We start from the raw sequence: 15340 nt of genomic DNA on the forward strand, positions 1-15340 counted from the left end.
GGGATTGAATAGAAATACAGCGGCGCGTCGGTTGAATAGCCCGGCATGCCCTCGTGACATTCATCGCAACAGGCGCATTTGAATCGGAACATGGTCTCACTGCTTCGTGACGCGATCGAAGGCAGGATATCAGACGAGGCGCTTCGCTTGACCGAACAAGGTGTCGCCGCGCTTCCCCACCGAGTTGTGATCATTCAGCCATGATCGGTCGCTAGGGGAGCAGGCGGAGTTCATGCGGAGTTCATTCCGAGGCCCCTAGCTTCCTTCCACCAAAGCCAACCCTTCCCCCTTTCAGGAGGAGACTTTCATGCCAGCCTTGCTTCGTCCTGCTTTCATCGCGTTCGGCGTCGCGTGCCTGATGTCCGCAGCATCGCTTGCCTCCTCCGGCTCAGCGCTGGCGCAAGCCAAACAGCAGCAGGCCCCGGCGCAGCAGACCGCGCCCGCGCAGCCGCAAGCTCCGGTCCTCAAGCAGGTCGCGTTGACCGACAAGCAGCTCGACGGCGTGCTCGCCGCGCAGAAGGACATGGACGCGATCACAGAAAAACTTCCCGAGAACACCGCGCCCGACCAGAAGGTGATCGCGCAACTCGACGACGTCGCCAAGAAGCACGGCTTTGCCGGCTATGACGAGTACAACAACGTCGTGGACAATATCAGCCTGGTGATCGGCGGCTTCGATCCCGCGACCAAGAAATATGTCGGTACCGACGCCGTGATCAAGGCTCAGATCGCGCAAGTCCAGGCCGACAAGAAGATGCCGGCCAAGGACAAGAAGGAAGCGCTCGACGAGCTCAACGAAGCGCTGAAGACGCCGGCGCCTCAGGTCGAGAACAAAGGCAATATCGATCTCGTCGCCAAGTACTACGACAAGCTGGTCGCCGCGCTCGGAGACGAGGAAAACTGAAGATACTTGTGGTGCGTTGTTCGCGCCGCGCATGCCCCCCGTACGAAACTGTTTCTCGTCATCCCCAGTCTCGTAGGGTGAGCAAAGCGAAGCGTGCCCGGGCGTCTGTCTAAGTTGAAAGAACGTGGGCACGGCGCTGTCGCGCCTTTGCCGACCCTGCGTGAGCCGTTCAATGGCAAAAGCCCCGGAGACATCTCCGGGGCTTTCGTCGTTTTGGACTTCGCTGTGCCTTGCAGTTATGTCCGTGTCCGCATCCGCATCATGAAGCTGTCGAAGCTGAGCTCGGCGACTTGCATCCAGGCCAGCGAGTCGGCGCGGTATGCCGTCAGGCTCGCATACATCTTGCCGAAATGCGGATTGCTCTTGGCGAGATCGGCGTAGATTTCGTTGGCCGCGCCGTAGCAGGCCTCGAGCACCTCCTGCGGGAACGGCTTGAGCGTCGCGCCGGCCGCCAGGAGTCGCTTCAGCGCCGGCGGGTTGACCGAGTCGTATTTGCCGGTCACCCAGGTGAAGGTGTCGAGCGAGGCCGCGGAGATCGCCGCCTGATAGTGCTTCGGCAGCGCGTTCCACTTTTCGAGATTCATGAGGTTGTGGCCCTGGCCGGTGCCTTCCCACCAGCCCGGATAATAATAGTACTTTGCGACCTTCACGAAGCCGAGCTTCTCGTCATCATAAGGGCCGACCCACTCCGCCGCGTCGATCGTGCCCTTCTCCAGCGCGGGATAGATGTCGCCGGCCGCGATCTGCTGCGGCACGCCGCCGAGTTTTGCGATGATGGTGCCGGCGAAGCCGCCGACACGGAATTTCAGGCCTTTGAGATCGTCGATGGTCTTGATCTCCTTGCGAAACCAGCCGCCCATCTGGGCACCGGTCGAGCCCGTCGGCACGCTGATCGTATTGTACTCCTTCAGGAGATCGTTGAGCATGTCCTGGCCGCCGTTCCATATAAGCCAGGAAATGTGTTGGCGCGTATTGAGACCGAACGGCAGCGACGTGCCGAAGGTGAACGCCGGGTTCTTGCCCCAATAATAATAGAGCGCCGTATTGCCCATCTCGACGGTGCCGTTCGAGACGGCGTCGAGCACTTGCAGACCCGGCACGAGCTCACCGGCCGCAAAGGGCTGGATCTGGAATCGATTGTCGGTGATCTCGGCAACGCGCTTGCAGAAATATTCGCAGCCGCCATAGAGCGTATCGAGCGATTTCGGCCAGCTTGCAGCCAACCGCCATTTCACTTCGGGCATCGATTGCGCAACGGCCGGCGCGGCTACCGCTGTGCTCGCAGCGAGACCGACGCCCGTTGCTTTCAGGAAATCACGACGTTTCATGCGTATCCCTCCAATGTGCCGATTGCTCGACTTAGGGAACGATCTTGATGTCGTCTTGGCTTCGCCGATAATCGACGTTGTTTTGTGACGATAGGAATGTATGCGGCGGCCCTTGAGGGCTTCTTCGTGGATTCCGTGCGTTGCGGCTCCGGCGGGGAGGATGGCGGGTCGTCTTGCGATAAGCAAGCGTTGCGGCATCGCTCGCAGTTGCGAAGGCGGCGATCAGCGCCGATGCCTACGAGAGCTGCGCTCAACGGAAGAAGCCCCGGAGCTATCCCCGGGGCTTCTCCGACTTTAGTCGTGGAGGCGGTGACCTTACGTCTTGGCCCGCATCCGCGCCATGAAGCCGTCGAAGCTGAGCTCGGCGACCTGGGTCCAGGGCAGCGAGTCGTTCTTGAAAGCATTCATGCTGGCGAGCATCTTGCCGAAATGCGGGTTGGTCTTGGAGAGGTCGGCATAGATCTCGTTAGACGCGTTGTAGCAGGCTTCGAGCACCTCCTGGGGGAAGGCCTTGAGAATGGCGCCACCCACAATGAGCCGCTTCAGGGCCGGAGCGTTCACTGCGTCATACTTTCCGGTGATCCAGGTGAAGGTGTCGCGAGACGCCGCGTCGATCGCCGCCTGATAGTGCTTGGGCAGCGAATTCCACTTTTCGATATTCATGATGTTGTGGCCCTGGCTCGTGCCTTCCCACCAGCCGGGATAATAGTAGTACTTAGCCACTTTCGCGAAACCGAGCTTTTCATCGTCGTAGGGACCGACCCATTCGGCCGCGTCGATCGTGCCCTTCTCGAGCGCCGGGTAGATGTCGCCGCCGGCGAGCTGCTGCGGCACGCACCCGAGCTTGGCGAGAATGGTGCCGGCAAAGCCGCCGATACGCATCTTCAGGCCCTTGAGATCGTCGATCGATTTGATCTCCTTTCTGAACCAGCCGCCCATCTGGGCGCCGGTCGAGCCGGTCGGAATGCCGTAGACGTTGTATTCCTTGAGGAGGTCGTTGACGAGTTCTTGCCCGCCGCCCCAGAGCAGCCAGGAGATCTGCTGGCGCGTGTTCAAGCCGAACGGCAGCGCGGTGGCGAAGGTGAAGGCGGGGTTCTTGCCCCAATAGTAATAAAGCGCGGTGTTGCCGATCTCGACGGTGCCGTTTGATACGGCATCCAGGACCTGCAGGCCGGGGACGATCTCGCCGGCTGCAAACGGCTGAATCTGAAACTTGTTGTCGGTGATGGCGGCTACTTGCTTGCAGAAATATTCACAGCCGCCGTAGAGCGTATCGAGCGACTTCGGCCAGCTCGTGGCATAGCGCCACTTGATCTCGGGGGAGCTTTGCGCGATCGCGGGCGCGGCGACGGCGGTGCTGGCGGCCAGGCTGGCGCCCGTCACCTTGAGAAAATCACGACGTTTCATGCGTATCCCTTCCATTGCGTCGATGCGTCGAGCAGAAGCGATCTTGATGTCGTTTCGTCGAGGATCGACGTTCTTTTGTTGAAATGGTCTAGGCGTTCCCGAATGGCCCTGAGGGGCTCTTGTTGCTGGAATCCGAGCGTTGCGGTTCCGTCAGCAAGGATGACCGTTCGTTGCCCGATAATCAAGCGATCTGCATCTCGCGACTGCGAAGCGTGCCAGACACAAGTCGGAACCGTCAGCAGCCTGCTAGACCATGACGCAATTATCAAAGAGGAAGCGCGCAATGACGGGCAAGAAGGTGGTGGTCGCCGGTGCGACCGGTCTCGTTGGCAACGCCGCCTTGCGGCACTTCGGCGCGTCGGAGCCTTGCGAGATCGTGGCGCTGTCGCGGCGAAGACCGCGCAACCTCTATGGCGCCCGCCACGTCCCGATTGACCTCACCAGTGCCGCGGATTGCCGCCGCGCGGCGGCCGAGTTCGCGGGCGCCACCCATCTGGTCTACGCCGCGCTCTACGAAGCGCCGCAGCTCGTCGATGGCTGGCGCGATGAGCAACAGATCAAGATCAACGACCAGATGCTGCGCAACCTGATGGGCGAGCTTGAGCCGGCGGCGCCCGGGCTCAAACATGTCGCCCTGTTGCAGGGGACCAAGGCATACGGCGTCCATGTCCGCCCCCTGACCGTGCCGGCGCGCGAGGGCCGCTCCGAAATGTATGAGCAGCCCAATTTCTATTGGGCCCAGGAAGACTTCCTGCGCGAGCTCCAGAAGGGAAAGGCCTGGCACTGGAGCATTTTGCGCCCCGTCCTGATCGTCGGTCTCGCCATGGGCGGCGCGATGGATCTGATCCCGCCTCTCGGCGTCTACGCCGCGATGCTGCGCGAGCAGGGCCGGCCGCTGGATTTTCCCGGCGGCGCCCCGCGTGTGGGGCAGGCCGTCGATGTCGATCTCCTCGCCCGCGCGATCGCCTGGTCGGGCGAAGCGGGGACGGCGCGGAACGAGGCCTTCAACGTCACCAATGGCGATGTCTTTACCTGGGAAAACATCTGGCCCGCCGTGGCCGACGCGCTGGAGATGAAGCCCGGCAAGCCGGTGCCGCTCTCACTTGCAAAGGAGTATCCGAACTGGATCGACGTTTGGGACGAGCTGCGGGCCAGGCACAACCTCGTCTCGCCCGGTCTCGCTGACTTCGTCGGCCTCTCATTCCAGTACGCCGACTACAGCATGCGCTACGGCCACACGGAATCCGGCCCGCCCTCGATCGTCTCCACCGTGAAGATCAACCGCGCTGGCTTCACCGAGATGATGGACACGGAAGACATGTTCAGGAAGTGGTTTCGGCAAGCGAAGCAAGAGAGATTGTTGCCGTAACGCTTGTTGTGATGGCGGCGCAACTGTCTCTCCGCAAAAGCCGTCATGCCCGGGCTTGTCCAGGGCCATTCCCGTATTTTGCGCCGCAAGGAGGCGTGGATGGCCGGGCCATGACGCGGCGGAGGTCTCACTGCTCCTTCGCGAACGCGGCCTCCATGGCCTTGCGCGTCTTCACCGTCTCGTTGCCGGGATCGAACTCGACATCGCTCCAGCGCACCACCGCGCCGTGCGCCACGTCATGCTTCAGCTTCACGCGGTGGGCGAGGCCAATCGGCAGGGCGCCCGCCTTCAGGCTCGCGGCTGCCGGTACCAGCTTGCCCCACACCGTGTAGCCGCCTTCGCCGTCCAGCATCTCGCCCGCGCGCAAATTGCGCTTGGCTACCGCAGCGACGTCGCCGCGGAAGCCGCTCGCCTGTCCGGTCGGCTCGCCGCGCAGTGCCGCCGACAACACCGAGATGTTCAGCTCGAGCCCGATCAGATGATAGGGCTTGTACATCGCCGCATAGCGTCCGCTGGCATCGGTCTTCAGGCCATATTGCCGGAAGCAGTCGGCGGCATAATCGTTCGGCGCCTCCAGCACCACATAGACGCCCCAGCGCAGGTCGCGGAATACCGGCCGGCCGTCGCGCTCGAGCGAGGAGACGACCTCGACCACGCCGGGCCGGTCCAGCACGCCGCCGCGCGAACGCGGCCGCATGATATGCGGCAGATCGTCGACGCCGCAGGGCGGAAACAGCAGCCCGTCGGCGGGCACGTCGAGCGTGCAGGCATTGGCGATGGCAGCCATCTCGATGGCCGATTTGGTGCCGTCGAGAAACGAGTTGAACATCTGCGGATTCATGCCGGCCGACTGCGCTTCGCCTGCGGTCAGGCCGTAATGATGCCAGACGCCGTCAGGCGTCACGTCGTGATAGGCCGGCAGATATTTCGTGCCCTTGCCGGCGGCGACCACGCGAAAACCGGTCGCGCGTGCCCAGTCGACCATCTCGGCCGTCAGCGCCGGCTGGTCGCCATAGGCGAGCGAATAGACCACGCCGGCCTTGCGTGCTTCCTCGGCGAGCAGCGGACCTGCCAGCACGTCGGCTTCGACATTCACCATCACGATGTGCTTGCCCGCGGCGATCGCGGCGCGCGCGTGGCGGATCCCAACGGCGGGATTTCCGGTCGCTTCCACCACCACGTCCATCGCGCCGCCGGCAATGGCCCGCGCGCCGTCGTCGGTGAAGACCGTCTTCGCGATGAGCTCGGCACTCCAGCCGACGGTGCGGCACGCCTCGCGCGCGCGGTCGCGGTCGAGATCGACGATGATCGGCACCTCCAGCCCCGGCGTATGCGGCACCTGCGCCAGAAACATCGAGCCGAATTTGCCCGCACCGATCAATGCGACACGGACAGGCTTGCCGGCGGACGCGCGGGCCTGGAGGAGGCGGAAGAGATTCATGGGGGATGTCCTGCGGAGCTATCGTGTCCCGGACGCGGTGCGGCGCGAAGTGCCGCTCCGCTGAGCCGGGACCTGGAGAGAAAATCATCGATACAGTATGGGCCCCGGCCCTGCAGCGCACCGCTGAAGAAGCGCTGCGCTGCGTCGGGGCACGAGACCTGTCTACTCCGCCGCCTGCCGCGGCGCACGGGCAAGCCGCACCAGCGCATCGTCATCCACCGTCTTGATCGGCGCAAAATCGCGATGGGCGATGTAGTCCGGTCGCGTCGGGGTGCGAATGTAGTTCGAGACCGCATTCAGCGTCAGGTACACGATCTTGCGCGGATAGGGCGTGATGTTGCCTGCCGAGCCATGCACGAGATTGCCGTGGAACATCAGCATGCCGCCGGGCTTGCCGGTCGGCGCGACGATGCCGCCCTGCGCGACGAGCCGCGTCACCGTTGCTTCGTCCAGCGTCCATAGCGGATAGGAGGTGGTGGCGAGGTCGTGCGAGGCCTCGAGATCGCCGGCGTTCTGGCTGCGCGGCACCAGCATCAGGGGTCCGTTGATCGGCATCACCTCGTCGAGGAAGATCGCGATGTTCATCGCCCGCGGCTCCGGCATGCCGTCGTCGCGCTTCCAGGTGCCGTAATCCTGGTGCCATTGCCAGACGTCGCCGGTGAAGGCCGATTTCGCGTTGATCTTGAACTGGTGCATGTAGACAGGCTCGCCGAACAATTGCTCGACCGGGTCGATCATCCGCGGATGGGCGCCGAGGATGCCGAACGCCTCGTTATAGAGATGCGCGGCAAACGCGGTGCGCGGCGCGCCGCTCTTCTCGCGCCAGACTTCCGGCCGGTTGGTGTCGTAGATGCCGACCGCCTCGCGCGCGAGCAGATCGACCTCCTCCTGGGCGAACAGCTCGGGCAGGAACAGCCAGCCCTCGCGGTGGAAGAACTCCAATTGCTCTTGCGACAGTTTCATGGGTCGTCCTCCTTGATTTTGTCATTCTGCTTATTGTTGTCATTCCGGGGCGTGCGAAGCACGGGCCCGGAATGACGGCGCGACTACGCCGCCGCCTCCGTCGTCCTCAATCTCTCCTCAGTCATTCGCCCCGCCGTCTGCGCATGCGCCAGCGCCGCGCGCTCGGCCGCGCTCGCATCGCCTGCGAGAATGTGCCCGGCGATCTCCGCGTGCTCCGCCCAGGCGCTGCCGCGATAGTCGAGCTCCGACAGCACCGTCGCCATCGAGCGGCGCATATGCGGCCATTGCGGCGCGATCGTCTCCTCGATCACGGGATTGCCGGCGAGCTGATAGATCGCGCGGTGAAAATCGACGTCGAGCGTGATGAGCTCGGCGAGTGGTGTCGCGCGGTCGATGCGGCCGCCGGCGGCCAGCGCCGCTTCCAACCGCGCGCGGCCTGTTGCGTCGTATCCCGCGCGCGTCGTCGCAAGCCGCGCGGCGAGCGCATCGATTGCCCCGCGCACCTCGTAGAGCTGGCGGATCCGTGAGGGATCGAGCTGGGTGACTTCGAAGCCGCGCTTGCCGCTTTCGGCGACGAGGCCTTGCCGATGCAGCAGATGCAGCGCGTGCGACACCGGCTGGCGCGACACGCCGAGCCTGTCGGCGAGCTCGTTCTGCCGGATGCGCTGGCCGGGCTCCAGCGTGCGGTCGGAGATCGCCTCCAGGATGCGCGCATAGACCTGGTCGATCAGGTTCGGAAGCGGGTCGAGGGGGATCACGCCGGTAGCTCCGACAGCCAATGGGAATACGGAATTCCGTATTCGAAGCTACGCTTCGTGAGGTGGGGCGGTCAAGCGGTATCGGAGGGTGACCGAATGACTTCTCGCCTGTTCGTGTAAGTCATTGATATTCCTAGGTCAGTCTACTGTGCATGGGGTTGTTTTCGCAAAATTGCGCCAGCCTCACCCCTCGAGCACCTCCACGTCCAGTGCGGCGACCTGCTCCGGGTCGGCCAACGCCTCGATCCCAACGATACGGTCGTCCCTGAACATCACGCGCAGCGCGATGCGCAGCCGTCCGCCGAGGATGACGGCCACTCCGATCTTGCCATCGACCAACGCCGTTCGTGCAGCCTGGGCACGGCCCTTGTAGAGCTGCGCCACCGCGTTCGCGCCGCGGATCTCGGCCAGCGTGCCGAGCCGCACCGCGGCCTGGTCGGCGCGGAAGACGACGTCGGGATCGAGCGCGGCCAGCAGCCCCTCGAAATTGCCCTCGCGCGACGCCTTGAGGAAGGCATCGACGATTGCGCGCTGGCGCGACTGGTCCGTTTCGGGCACCGGCGCGCCCTGCACGCGTCGCCGCGCCCGGCTGGCGAGCTGCCGCGATGCGTCGACCGATCGGCCGACAATCGGCGCGATCTCCTCGAAGGGCACGGCGAACATGTCGTGCAGCACGAAGGCGAGCCGCTCCGCAGGCTGCAGTGTCTCCAGCACGACGAGCAGCGCCGCACCGACGGAGTCAGCCATCTCGGCCTCGCGCAGCGGCCCCTCGTCGGCCGGCTCCGGCACATCCGAGCCCATCGGCTCTTCCTTGCGCGATTTCCGCGCGCGCAGCATGTCGAGGCAGATGCGCGCGACCACGGTGGTGAGCCAGCCGCGGAGGTTCGCGATATCAGACATGTCGTAGCGGCTGACGCGCAGCCAGGCCTCCTGCACGGCATCGTCGACCTCGGCGCGGGAGCCGAGCATCCGGTAGGCCACCGCGCGCAGATGGTCCCTGCTGGCCTCGAATTGCTCAGTGAGAAGATTTTCTTCAGTCATCGGTCACATTCCCTCGTCGCGATCCGTCATGCACATGACGAAGCCAATCCGGCCAATGTGACCGGAACCTTCGAAATTCGAGCGATGGAGACGAAAAAGATGCACGCCCGCATGAATCACCCCGTGATGGTCCTTCCCGAAGCCATGAATGTCTTGCAGTCCCTCGGCAATCTCACCAAGCAGGGCCTGCCGGAAAAGCTTCTGGAACTGGTGCACCTGCGCGCCAGCCAGATCAACGGTTGCAGCGTCTGTGTCGACATGCATCCCAGGATCGCCCGCAAGCTGGGTGAGACCGACGAGCGCCTGTTCGCTGTGTCCGCCTGGCGCGATGCGCCCTATTTCACCGATGCCGAGCGCGCCGCGCTGGCGCTGGCGGAGGCCGTCACGCGTCTTGCCGATCGCGAGGATCCGGTGCCGGATGCGGTCTGGAGCGAGGCCGACAAGCATTTCGACGAACGCGAGCTCGCAACGCTGATCCTCTCGATCGCCACCATCAATGTCTGGAACCGGCTGAACGCAGCGATCAAGATGCCGGTCGGCGTGTGGAAGGTATAGGTTTTCTTTCTTCGCCTCTCCCCGCTTGCGGGGAGAGGCCGGCCGCTGGCGCCGACCCCCTTACAAGCTACGCCGCCAAGAACCCGTTCACGACCTCGCCGAACCCCAGCGGGTCCTGCTCGAACATCCAGTGGCCGGCGTTGGGAATAACCGCCGTCTCAGCTCCCGCGATATGCTCGGCAAGCACGCGCCACATCACCGACAGGCTGCCGGTGGTGGCCCCGCCGCCGATCAGCAGCGTCGGCGTCCGGATCGCCTGCGCATCGTTCAGCGTGTAGGGCCGGCGCTGCTCGTTGATCTGGCCGAGGAAGGTCAGGGCGTTGTCGCGCAGCTGCTGCTTGGCGGCGGCCGGCACGCGGCGCCATGAACCGTCACCCTCGATGCCCTCATAGAAATTCTGCAGTGCGCCTTCGAGGTCGCCGGCGCGGATCATTTCGACCGAGCGCGCGGTGCGCGCCGCGAGCGGCGGATGTGCGGGCGTGCCTTCGGGCAGCGGCAGGCTGGCATCGAGATCGCCGCCCGGCTCGGCCAGCACCAGTTTCCGCAAGAGATCAGGCCGTGCCTGCGCCACGCGGAAGGCGATGTGGCCGCCGCGCGAATGGCCCATCAGATCCACGGGTGTAGGCCTCACCTGCTCGATGAACGCGATCACATCGGCAACGTGCTGCGCCATCTTGTAGTCGTCGCCGACGGCGCCCCAATGCTCGGGAAAGAAGTGCCGCAGGCTGACCGAGATCACCCGATGGGCCTTCGACAATGGCCCGAGCACCGAATACCAGGTGCGGAAATCGCCGAGTGTGCCGTGCACGCAGACCAGCGGCGGGCCGCTTCCAACCTCGAGATAGGCCATGTCGTAGTCGTTGACTCGGAATGACTGCATGATCAGCTCGCCAGAAAATCGAGGACGATTTCAGAGTATTTCTGCGGCGCCTGTTCGAACATCGGATGCGTCGCGTTCGGGATGATCGCGGTCTTGGAATAGGGCACATGCGCTGCGAGCGCATGCAGCACCTTTGGCAAGAGGCCCTTGGTCCGCGCGCCCAGGATGAACAGCGTCGGCATCTTGATCGATTCCGCATCCGCCCTGGAGAAAGGCGGGCGATTGTCGCGGACCTGGCCGATCAGGGTGTAAGCATTGTCGCGCAAATTCTGCTTCACCATGGCCGGCAGCCGCGGCCAGGTGCCGGCGCCTTCCAGCGTGTCGACGAAGACGGCAAGGCCGCCATCGACATCACCGGCGGCGATCTTCTCGGCCGACGCCGTGAAGCGCGCCAGCAGCGGCGAGGGGCCGCCGACGTAATCGGGATCGAGGCTCGCATCGAGCTCGCCGCCGGGCTCCGCCAGGACGAGCCGGCGCAACAGATCAGGGCGGGCTTGCGCGACGCGGAAGCAGATGTGTCCGCCGCGGGAATGGCCCATCAGGTCGACGGGCCCGAGGTCGAGCGTCTCGATGAAGGTGATGACGTCCTGGACATGCTGGGCGATCGAATAGGTGTCGCCCATGCCGTCCCAGCGTTCCGGAAAGAAATGCCGCAGGCTGACGGCGATCACGCGACGCTGCTGCGTCAGCGGCCCGAGCACGCAACCCCAGACGCGGAAGTCGTTGAGCGAGCCGTGCACGCAGACCAGCGGCGGCCGGCCTCGGTCTTCGCCCGCGTCGAGATAGGGCATGTCGTAACCGTTGACGTGGAGGCTTTGCATTCGGGACTCGCGAGGCAGGCGGAACTGCTGTGCAAGATTCCCGGAAACCGGGTGGATCGCAACTATTTCCAAGCCTAGATTGTGGCTCAGCACACAATGGGGGCATGCGACAAGGACGCTAGCTCAGGAACCAAGCCATGACCGACCAGCATTTTGCCCTGTTCGACACCAGGATCGGCCTCTGCGCCGTCGCCTGGGGCCCGCGCGGCATCAACGGCACGCAATTGCCCATGGGTGGCGAGCAGAAGATCCGCACCCGCATCAGCCAGCGCCACGCTGACGCCGTCGAGACCGAGCCGACCGCGGAGGTGCGAGAGGCGATCGACCGCATCGTCAAGCTGCTCGCGGGCGAGCCGGACGACCTCACCGATATCGAGCTCGATCTCGACGGTGTGCCCGAGTTCAATCGCGGCGTCTACGAGATCGCCCGCGCCATTCCGCCAGGCAAGACCATCACCTATGGCGACATCGCCAAGCAGCTCGGCGGCGTGCAGCTGTCGCGTGATGTCGGCCAGGCGCTCGGCCGCAACCCATGCCCGATCGTGGTGCCCTGCCACCGGGTGCTCGCGGCCGGCAACAAGCCCGGCGGCTTCTCGGCGAATGGCGGCGTGGTGACGAAGCTGAAGATGCTCGAGATCGAAGGCGCGCTGGTGAACCACACGCCGAGTCTGTTCGATTGAGGTTCAAGGTGTCGTGCCCCGGCTCAGCAGTACGGCACGAAGTGCTGCACTGCTGAGCCGGGGGCCAGCATCTTGGCGAGATGGGTCCCGGCTCTGCGGTGCACTGCTCCGCGCTGCACCGCGTCCGGGACACGAATCCTCACCTAGATCTTCGCCGTCGTCTTCGGCCAATATTTGTCGCGCAGATGCCGCTTGACCAGCTTGCCGGTCGGCGTGCGCGGCAACTCGGGCTCGAAATCGATCGAACGCGGGCACTTGATGGCGGAGAGGCGGCCCTTGCAATAGGCGATCAGGTCGGCCTCCAGCGCCTTGCCGGCGCGGCTCATGTCGTGCGGCTGCACCACCGCCTTGACCTCTTCGCCCATTTCCTCGTTCGGGACGCCAAACACCGCGACGTCGGCGACGTCGGGGTGGGTGATCAGCACGTCCTCGGTCTCCTGCGGGTAGATGTTCACTCCGCCGGAGATGATCATGTAGGACTTGCGGTCGGTGAGATAGAGGAAGCCATCCTTGTCGAGGTAGCCGACATCGCCGAGCGTCGACCAGCCCTTTGCGTTGTAGGCCTTCTTCGTCTTCTCGGGGTCGTTGTGATAGGTGAACGCCGGTGCGTCGGCGAAGTAGACCGTGCCGATCTCGCCCGTCGGTTGCTCCTCGTCATTCTCATCGAGGATCTTGATCTTGCCGACCACGGCGCGGCCGACGCTGCCGCGATGCGCCAGCCATTCCTTGGAGCTGCAGACCGTGACGCCATTGCCCTCCGAGCCCGCGTAATACTCGATCAGGATCGGCCCCCACCATTCGATCATCTTTGCCTTGACGTCGACCGGACACGGAGCTGCGGCGTGAATGGCGCCCTTGAGCGTGGAGACGTCGTATTTGGTGCGAACGTCGTTCGGCAGCTTCAGCATCCGCACGAACATGGTCGGCACCAGCTGTGATTGCGTGACCTTGTACTTCTCGACCAGCTTCAGGAACTCTTCGGCGTCGAAGTGCTCCATGATGATGGAGGTGCCGCCGAGCACGATTGCCATCATGTTGAAGCGCAGGGGAGCTGCGTGATAGAGCGGCGCCGGTGACAGATAGGTGCTCTCCGCGTTCATGCCGCACATGTCGGCGCAGAGCACGCGCAGCAGCGGATTCGGCTCGTCGATCGTCTTGCCCTCGAAGGCCTTCTTGACGCCCTTGGGCCGGCCGGTGGTACCCGACGAATACAGCATGTCGTAGCCGGCGATCTCATCGGCAATCGGCGTGACCGGCTGGCTTGCTGCTTCCTTGTCATAGGAGCGGAAGCCCGGCAGAGGCTCGTCCATCATGTAGAAGATCGGCTCGCCGGCGGCGCCCTTGATCAGGCCCTTGATCTGGTCGGCGCATTTCGGTGTGGTGATCACGACCTTGGCGCCGCAATCGGCGATGATGTAGTCGATCTCGTCCTGCTTCAGGTAGCGGCTGATCGCGGTATAATAGAGCCCGCTGCGCTGCGCGGCCCAGCACAGCTCCATGAAGGCAAGCCGGTTCTCCATCAACAGCGCGATGTGGTCGCCGGCCTTGAGGCCCAGCGAACGGAACAGGTGCGCGCCCTGGTTCGAGAGCTCGTCGAGCTCGCGATAGGTGATCGCCTTGCCGGTGCCGGCCATCTGATAGGCGATCTTATTCGGCGTGGTGCGGGCGTGGACGGAGGGGTGAGTCATGACGAAGGTCTCGCAACAAGGAAGGTGTCGTCCCCGCGAACGCGGGGACCCATAACCACAGGGCGTGGTTGTTGAAACGAGATGGAGCTCCGGCGCAGCATCACCACAGCTTCCTGTGGCTATGGGTCCCGGATCGGCGCGCGCTCGAGGCGCGCTTGTCCGGGACGACATCGTCGATGCGACCGCGGCTTACAGCCGCTCCACGATCGTCACGTTGGCCATGCCGCCGCCTTCGCACATGGTCTGCAGGCCGTAGCGCTTGCCGCGTTGGTGCAGGGCGTGGACCAGCGTCGTCATCAGCTTGGTGCCGGAGCCGCCGAGCGGATGGCCGAGCGCGATGGCGCCGCCGTTGACGTTGAGACGCTCGGGATCGGCGCCCGTGGTCTTCAGCCAGGCGGTCGGCACCGAGGCGAAGGCCTCGTTGACCTCGAACAGGTCGATGTCGACGATCTTCATGCCGGCCTTCTCCAGTGCGCGCTTGGTCGCATGCAGCGGCGCGTCCAGCATGATCACGGGATCGCCGCCCATCATGGTCATGTGATGGATGCGCGCCAGCGGCTTGACGCCGAGCTGCTTCAGGCCCTTTTCATTCACCACCATGACGCCGGAAGCGCCGTCGCAGATCTGACTGGCACTGGCGGCGCTGAGCTTGCCGTTCTCTGCGATCAGCTTGACACCCTTGATGCCGTCGAGCGTGACGTCGAAGCGGATGCCTTCGTCGATGTGGTGGGTGTCCTTGGAGCCGTCGGCGCGGGTGATTTCGAGCGGCACGATCTCCTTCTTGAAGTGGCCGGCCTGCGTCGCCGCGATCGCGCGCTGATGGCTGTTAAAGGAATATTGGTCGAGCTCATCCTTGGAGAGGCCGTATCGCTCCGCCATCATCTCGGCGCCGGTGAATTGGCTGAACACGATGTTGGGATACTTCGCTTCGATGCCCGGGCTCTTGTAATTGCCGAAGCCGTTCTTGGCCGGAAGCTGCGAGGACAGGCCCATCGGCACGCGCGTCATCGATTCCACGCCGGCGGCGATCACGACATCCATCGTGCCGGACATCACCGCTTGGGCTGCGAAGTGCAGCGCCTGCTGCGAGGAGCCGCATTGGCGGTCGATCGAGGTGCCGGGCACGCTCTCCGGCAGCTTCGAGGCCATGATCGCGTTGCGCGCAACGTTGTTGGACTGCTCGCCGACCTGCATCACGCAGCCCATGATCACGTCCTCGACCTGGGCGGGATCGACCTTGGTGCGATCGACCAACTCGTCCAGCACCTTCGCGGCGAGGTCAGCCGGATGCCAGCCGGCGAGGCGGCCCCCCTTGCGCCCGCCGGCGGTACGCGCGGCGGCGACGATGTAAGCCTCGGCCATGTCGGTTTCTCCCTGAATTCTTGCTTGGGTTGGTTGTCGGGGACGGATTTAAGGGACGGGAGATCGTTTAGTCAATCGATCAATTAACTCTTGTGATGAGGCGCTGCTTGGGCTTATCTGCGCCCCGCTTCGAGCGGCAAACA

The 15340-nt window shown here is 64.2% G+C and carries 14 protein-coding genes and 1 pseudogene (1 of these 15 running past the window's edge); 4 read left to right on the top strand and 11 right to left on the bottom strand.

Annotated features, from left to right (window positions below; translation table 11 throughout):
• Positions 1-194, bottom strand: a pseudogene (locus XH83_RS40350) (DUF2199 domain-containing protein) (its annotated part extends 237 nt beyond the left edge of the window); the annotation flags it as partial.
• Between the two features lie 113 nt (positions 195-307).
• On the opposite strand from XH83_RS40350, the gene XH83_RS04555 reads away from it, so the two are divergent.
• Positions 308-904 carry a hypothetical protein gene (locus XH83_RS04555; RefSeq protein ID WP_194405872.1) on the top strand — a complete coding sequence of 199 codons (597 nt, stop codon included), beginning with the start codon at positions 308-310 and terminating at the stop codon, positions 902-904.
• Positions 905-1140: 236 nt separating this feature from the next.
• Here XH83_RS04555 and XH83_RS04560 read toward each other — a convergent pair whose 3' ends face one another.
• Positions 1141-2232 carry a TRAP transporter substrate-binding protein gene (locus XH83_RS04560; protein ID WP_194405873.1) on the bottom strand — a complete coding sequence of 364 codons (1092 nt, stop codon included), beginning with the start codon at positions 2230-2232 and terminating at the stop codon, positions 1141-1143.
• A 315-nt stretch (positions 2233-2547) separates the two neighbouring features.
• The gene (locus tag XH83_RS04565; protein WP_194405874.1) at positions 2548-3639 is read right to left on the bottom strand and encodes a TRAP transporter substrate-binding protein; all 1092 of its coding nucleotides are present in this window, start codon (positions 3637-3639) and stop codon (positions 2548-2550) included.
• A 283-nt stretch (positions 3640-3922) separates the two neighbouring features.
• Here XH83_RS04565 and XH83_RS04570 point away from each other — a divergent pair, with 283 nt between their 5' ends.
• Positions 3923-5008 carry an SDR family oxidoreductase gene (locus XH83_RS04570; RefSeq protein WP_194405875.1) on the top strand — a complete coding sequence of 362 codons (1086 nt, stop codon included), beginning with the start codon at positions 3923-3925 and terminating at the stop codon, positions 5006-5008.
• 127 nt (positions 5009-5135) lie between these two features.
• Here XH83_RS04570 and XH83_RS04575 read toward each other — a convergent pair whose 3' ends face one another.
• From XH83_RS04575 to XH83_RS04590, 4 genes are all read right to left on the bottom strand, one after another.
• Positions 5136-6449 (bottom strand): NAD(P)H-dependent oxidoreductase, encoded by a 1314-nt coding sequence (locus tag XH83_RS04575; RefSeq protein WP_194405876.1) that lies wholly within the window; start codon positions 6447-6449, stop codon positions 5136-5138.
• A 162-nt stretch (positions 6450-6611) separates the two neighbouring features.
• The gene (locus XH83_RS04580) at positions 6612-7412 is read right to left on the bottom strand and encodes a phytanoyl-CoA dioxygenase family protein (RefSeq protein WP_063197681.1); all 801 of its coding nucleotides are present in this window, start codon (positions 7410-7412) and stop codon (positions 6612-6614) included.
• An 83-nt stretch (positions 7413-7495) separates the two neighbouring features.
• Positions 7496-8170: a GntR family transcriptional regulator gene (locus XH83_RS04585; RefSeq protein ID WP_194405877.1), complete on the bottom strand. Its 675-nt coding sequence runs from the start codon at positions 8168-8170 to the stop codon at positions 7496-7498.
• Between the two features lie 183 nt (positions 8171-8353).
• Positions 8354-9211, bottom strand: coding sequence for a sigma-70 family RNA polymerase sigma factor (locus XH83_RS04590; RefSeq protein ID WP_194405878.1), 858 nt, complete (start codon positions 9209-9211; stop codon positions 8354-8356).
• Between the two features lie 99 nt (positions 9212-9310).
• On the opposite strand from XH83_RS04590, the gene XH83_RS04595 reads away from it, so the two are divergent.
• Entirely contained in the window at positions 9311-9766 is a 456-nt protein-coding gene (locus XH83_RS04595) for a carboxymuconolactone decarboxylase family protein (RefSeq protein WP_194405879.1), read from the top strand.
• A 67-nt stretch (positions 9767-9833) separates the two neighbouring features.
• Here the strand turns inward: XH83_RS04595 and XH83_RS04600 are convergent, their stop codons facing one another.
• Positions 9834-10646 carry an alpha/beta fold hydrolase gene (locus XH83_RS04600; protein WP_194405880.1) on the bottom strand — a complete coding sequence of 271 codons (813 nt, stop codon included), beginning with the start codon at positions 10644-10646 and terminating at the stop codon, positions 9834-9836.
• 2 nt (positions 10647-10648) lie between these two features.
• Positions 10649-11467 (bottom strand): alpha/beta fold hydrolase, encoded by an 819-nt coding sequence (locus XH83_RS04605; protein ID WP_194405881.1) that lies wholly within the window; start codon positions 11465-11467, stop codon positions 10649-10651.
• Positions 11468-11604: 137 nt separating this feature from the next.
• Here XH83_RS04605 and XH83_RS04610 point away from each other — a divergent pair, with 137 nt between their 5' ends.
• Positions 11605-12147, top strand: a complete 543-nt coding sequence (locus tag XH83_RS04610; RefSeq protein WP_194405882.1) for a methylated-DNA--[protein]-cysteine S-methyltransferase — start codon at positions 11605-11607, stop codon at positions 12145-12147.
• 143 nt (positions 12148-12290) lie between these two features.
• Here the strand turns inward: XH83_RS04610 and XH83_RS04615 are convergent, their stop codons facing one another.
• Entirely contained in the window at positions 12291-13835 is a 1545-nt protein-coding gene (locus XH83_RS04615) for an acyl-CoA synthetase (protein ID WP_194405883.1), read from the bottom strand.
• 189 nt (positions 13836-14024) lie between these two features.
• Entirely contained in the window at positions 14025-15197 is a 1173-nt protein-coding gene (locus tag XH83_RS04620) for an acetyl-CoA C-acetyltransferase (protein WP_194405884.1), read from the bottom strand.
• Between the last annotated feature and the right edge of the window lie 143 nt (positions 15198-15340).

It is taken from the genome of Bradyrhizobium sp. CCBAU 53351 (assembly GCF_015291745.1).
Lineage (GTDB): Bacteria > Pseudomonadota > Alphaproteobacteria > Rhizobiales > Xanthobacteraceae > Bradyrhizobium.

Coding starts and splice junctions, on each gene's coding strand:
- XH83_RS04555 (WP_194405872.1), top strand. CDS start 308: ATGCCAGCCTTGCTTCGTCCTGCTTTCATCGCGTTCGGCGTCGCGTGC.
- XH83_RS04560 (WP_194405873.1), bottom strand. CDS start 2,232: ATGAAACGTCGTGATTTCCTGAAAGCAACGGGCGTCGGTCTCGCTGCG.
- XH83_RS04565 (WP_194405874.1), bottom strand. CDS start 3,639: ATGAAACGTCGTGATTTTCTCAAGGTGACGGGCGCCAGCCTGGCCGCC.
- XH83_RS04570 (WP_194405875.1), top strand. CDS start 3,923: ATGACGGGCAAGAAGGTGGTGGTCGCCGGTGCGACCGGTCTCGTTGGC.
- XH83_RS04575 (WP_194405876.1), bottom strand. CDS start 6,449: ATGAATCTCTTCCGCCTCCTCCAGGCCCGCGCGTCCGCCGGCAAGCCT.
- XH83_RS04580 (WP_063197681.1), bottom strand. CDS start 7,412: ATGAAACTGTCGCAAGAGCAATTGGAGTTCTTCCACCGCGAGGGCTGG.
- XH83_RS04590 (WP_194405878.1), bottom strand. CDS start 9,211: ATGACTGAAGAAAATCTTCTCACTGAGCAATTCGAGGCCAGCAGGGAC.
- XH83_RS04595 (WP_194405879.1), top strand. CDS start 9,311: ATGCACGCCCGCATGAATCACCCCGTGATGGTCCTTCCCGAAGCCATG.
- XH83_RS04600 (WP_194405880.1), bottom strand. CDS start 10,646: ATGCAGTCATTCCGAGTCAACGACTACGACATGGCCTATCTCGAGGTT.
- XH83_RS04605 (WP_194405881.1), bottom strand. CDS start 11,467: ATGCAAAGCCTCCACGTCAACGGTTACGACATGCCCTATCTCGACGCG.
- XH83_RS04610 (WP_194405882.1), top strand. CDS start 11,605: ATGACCGACCAGCATTTTGCCCTGTTCGACACCAGGATCGGCCTCTGC.
- XH83_RS04615 (WP_194405883.1), bottom strand. CDS start 13,835: ATGACTCACCCCTCCGTCCACGCCCGCACCACGCCGAATAAGATCGCC.
- XH83_RS04620 (WP_194405884.1), bottom strand. CDS start 15,197: ATGGCCGAGGCTTACATCGTCGCCGCCGCGCGTACCGCCGGCGGGCGC.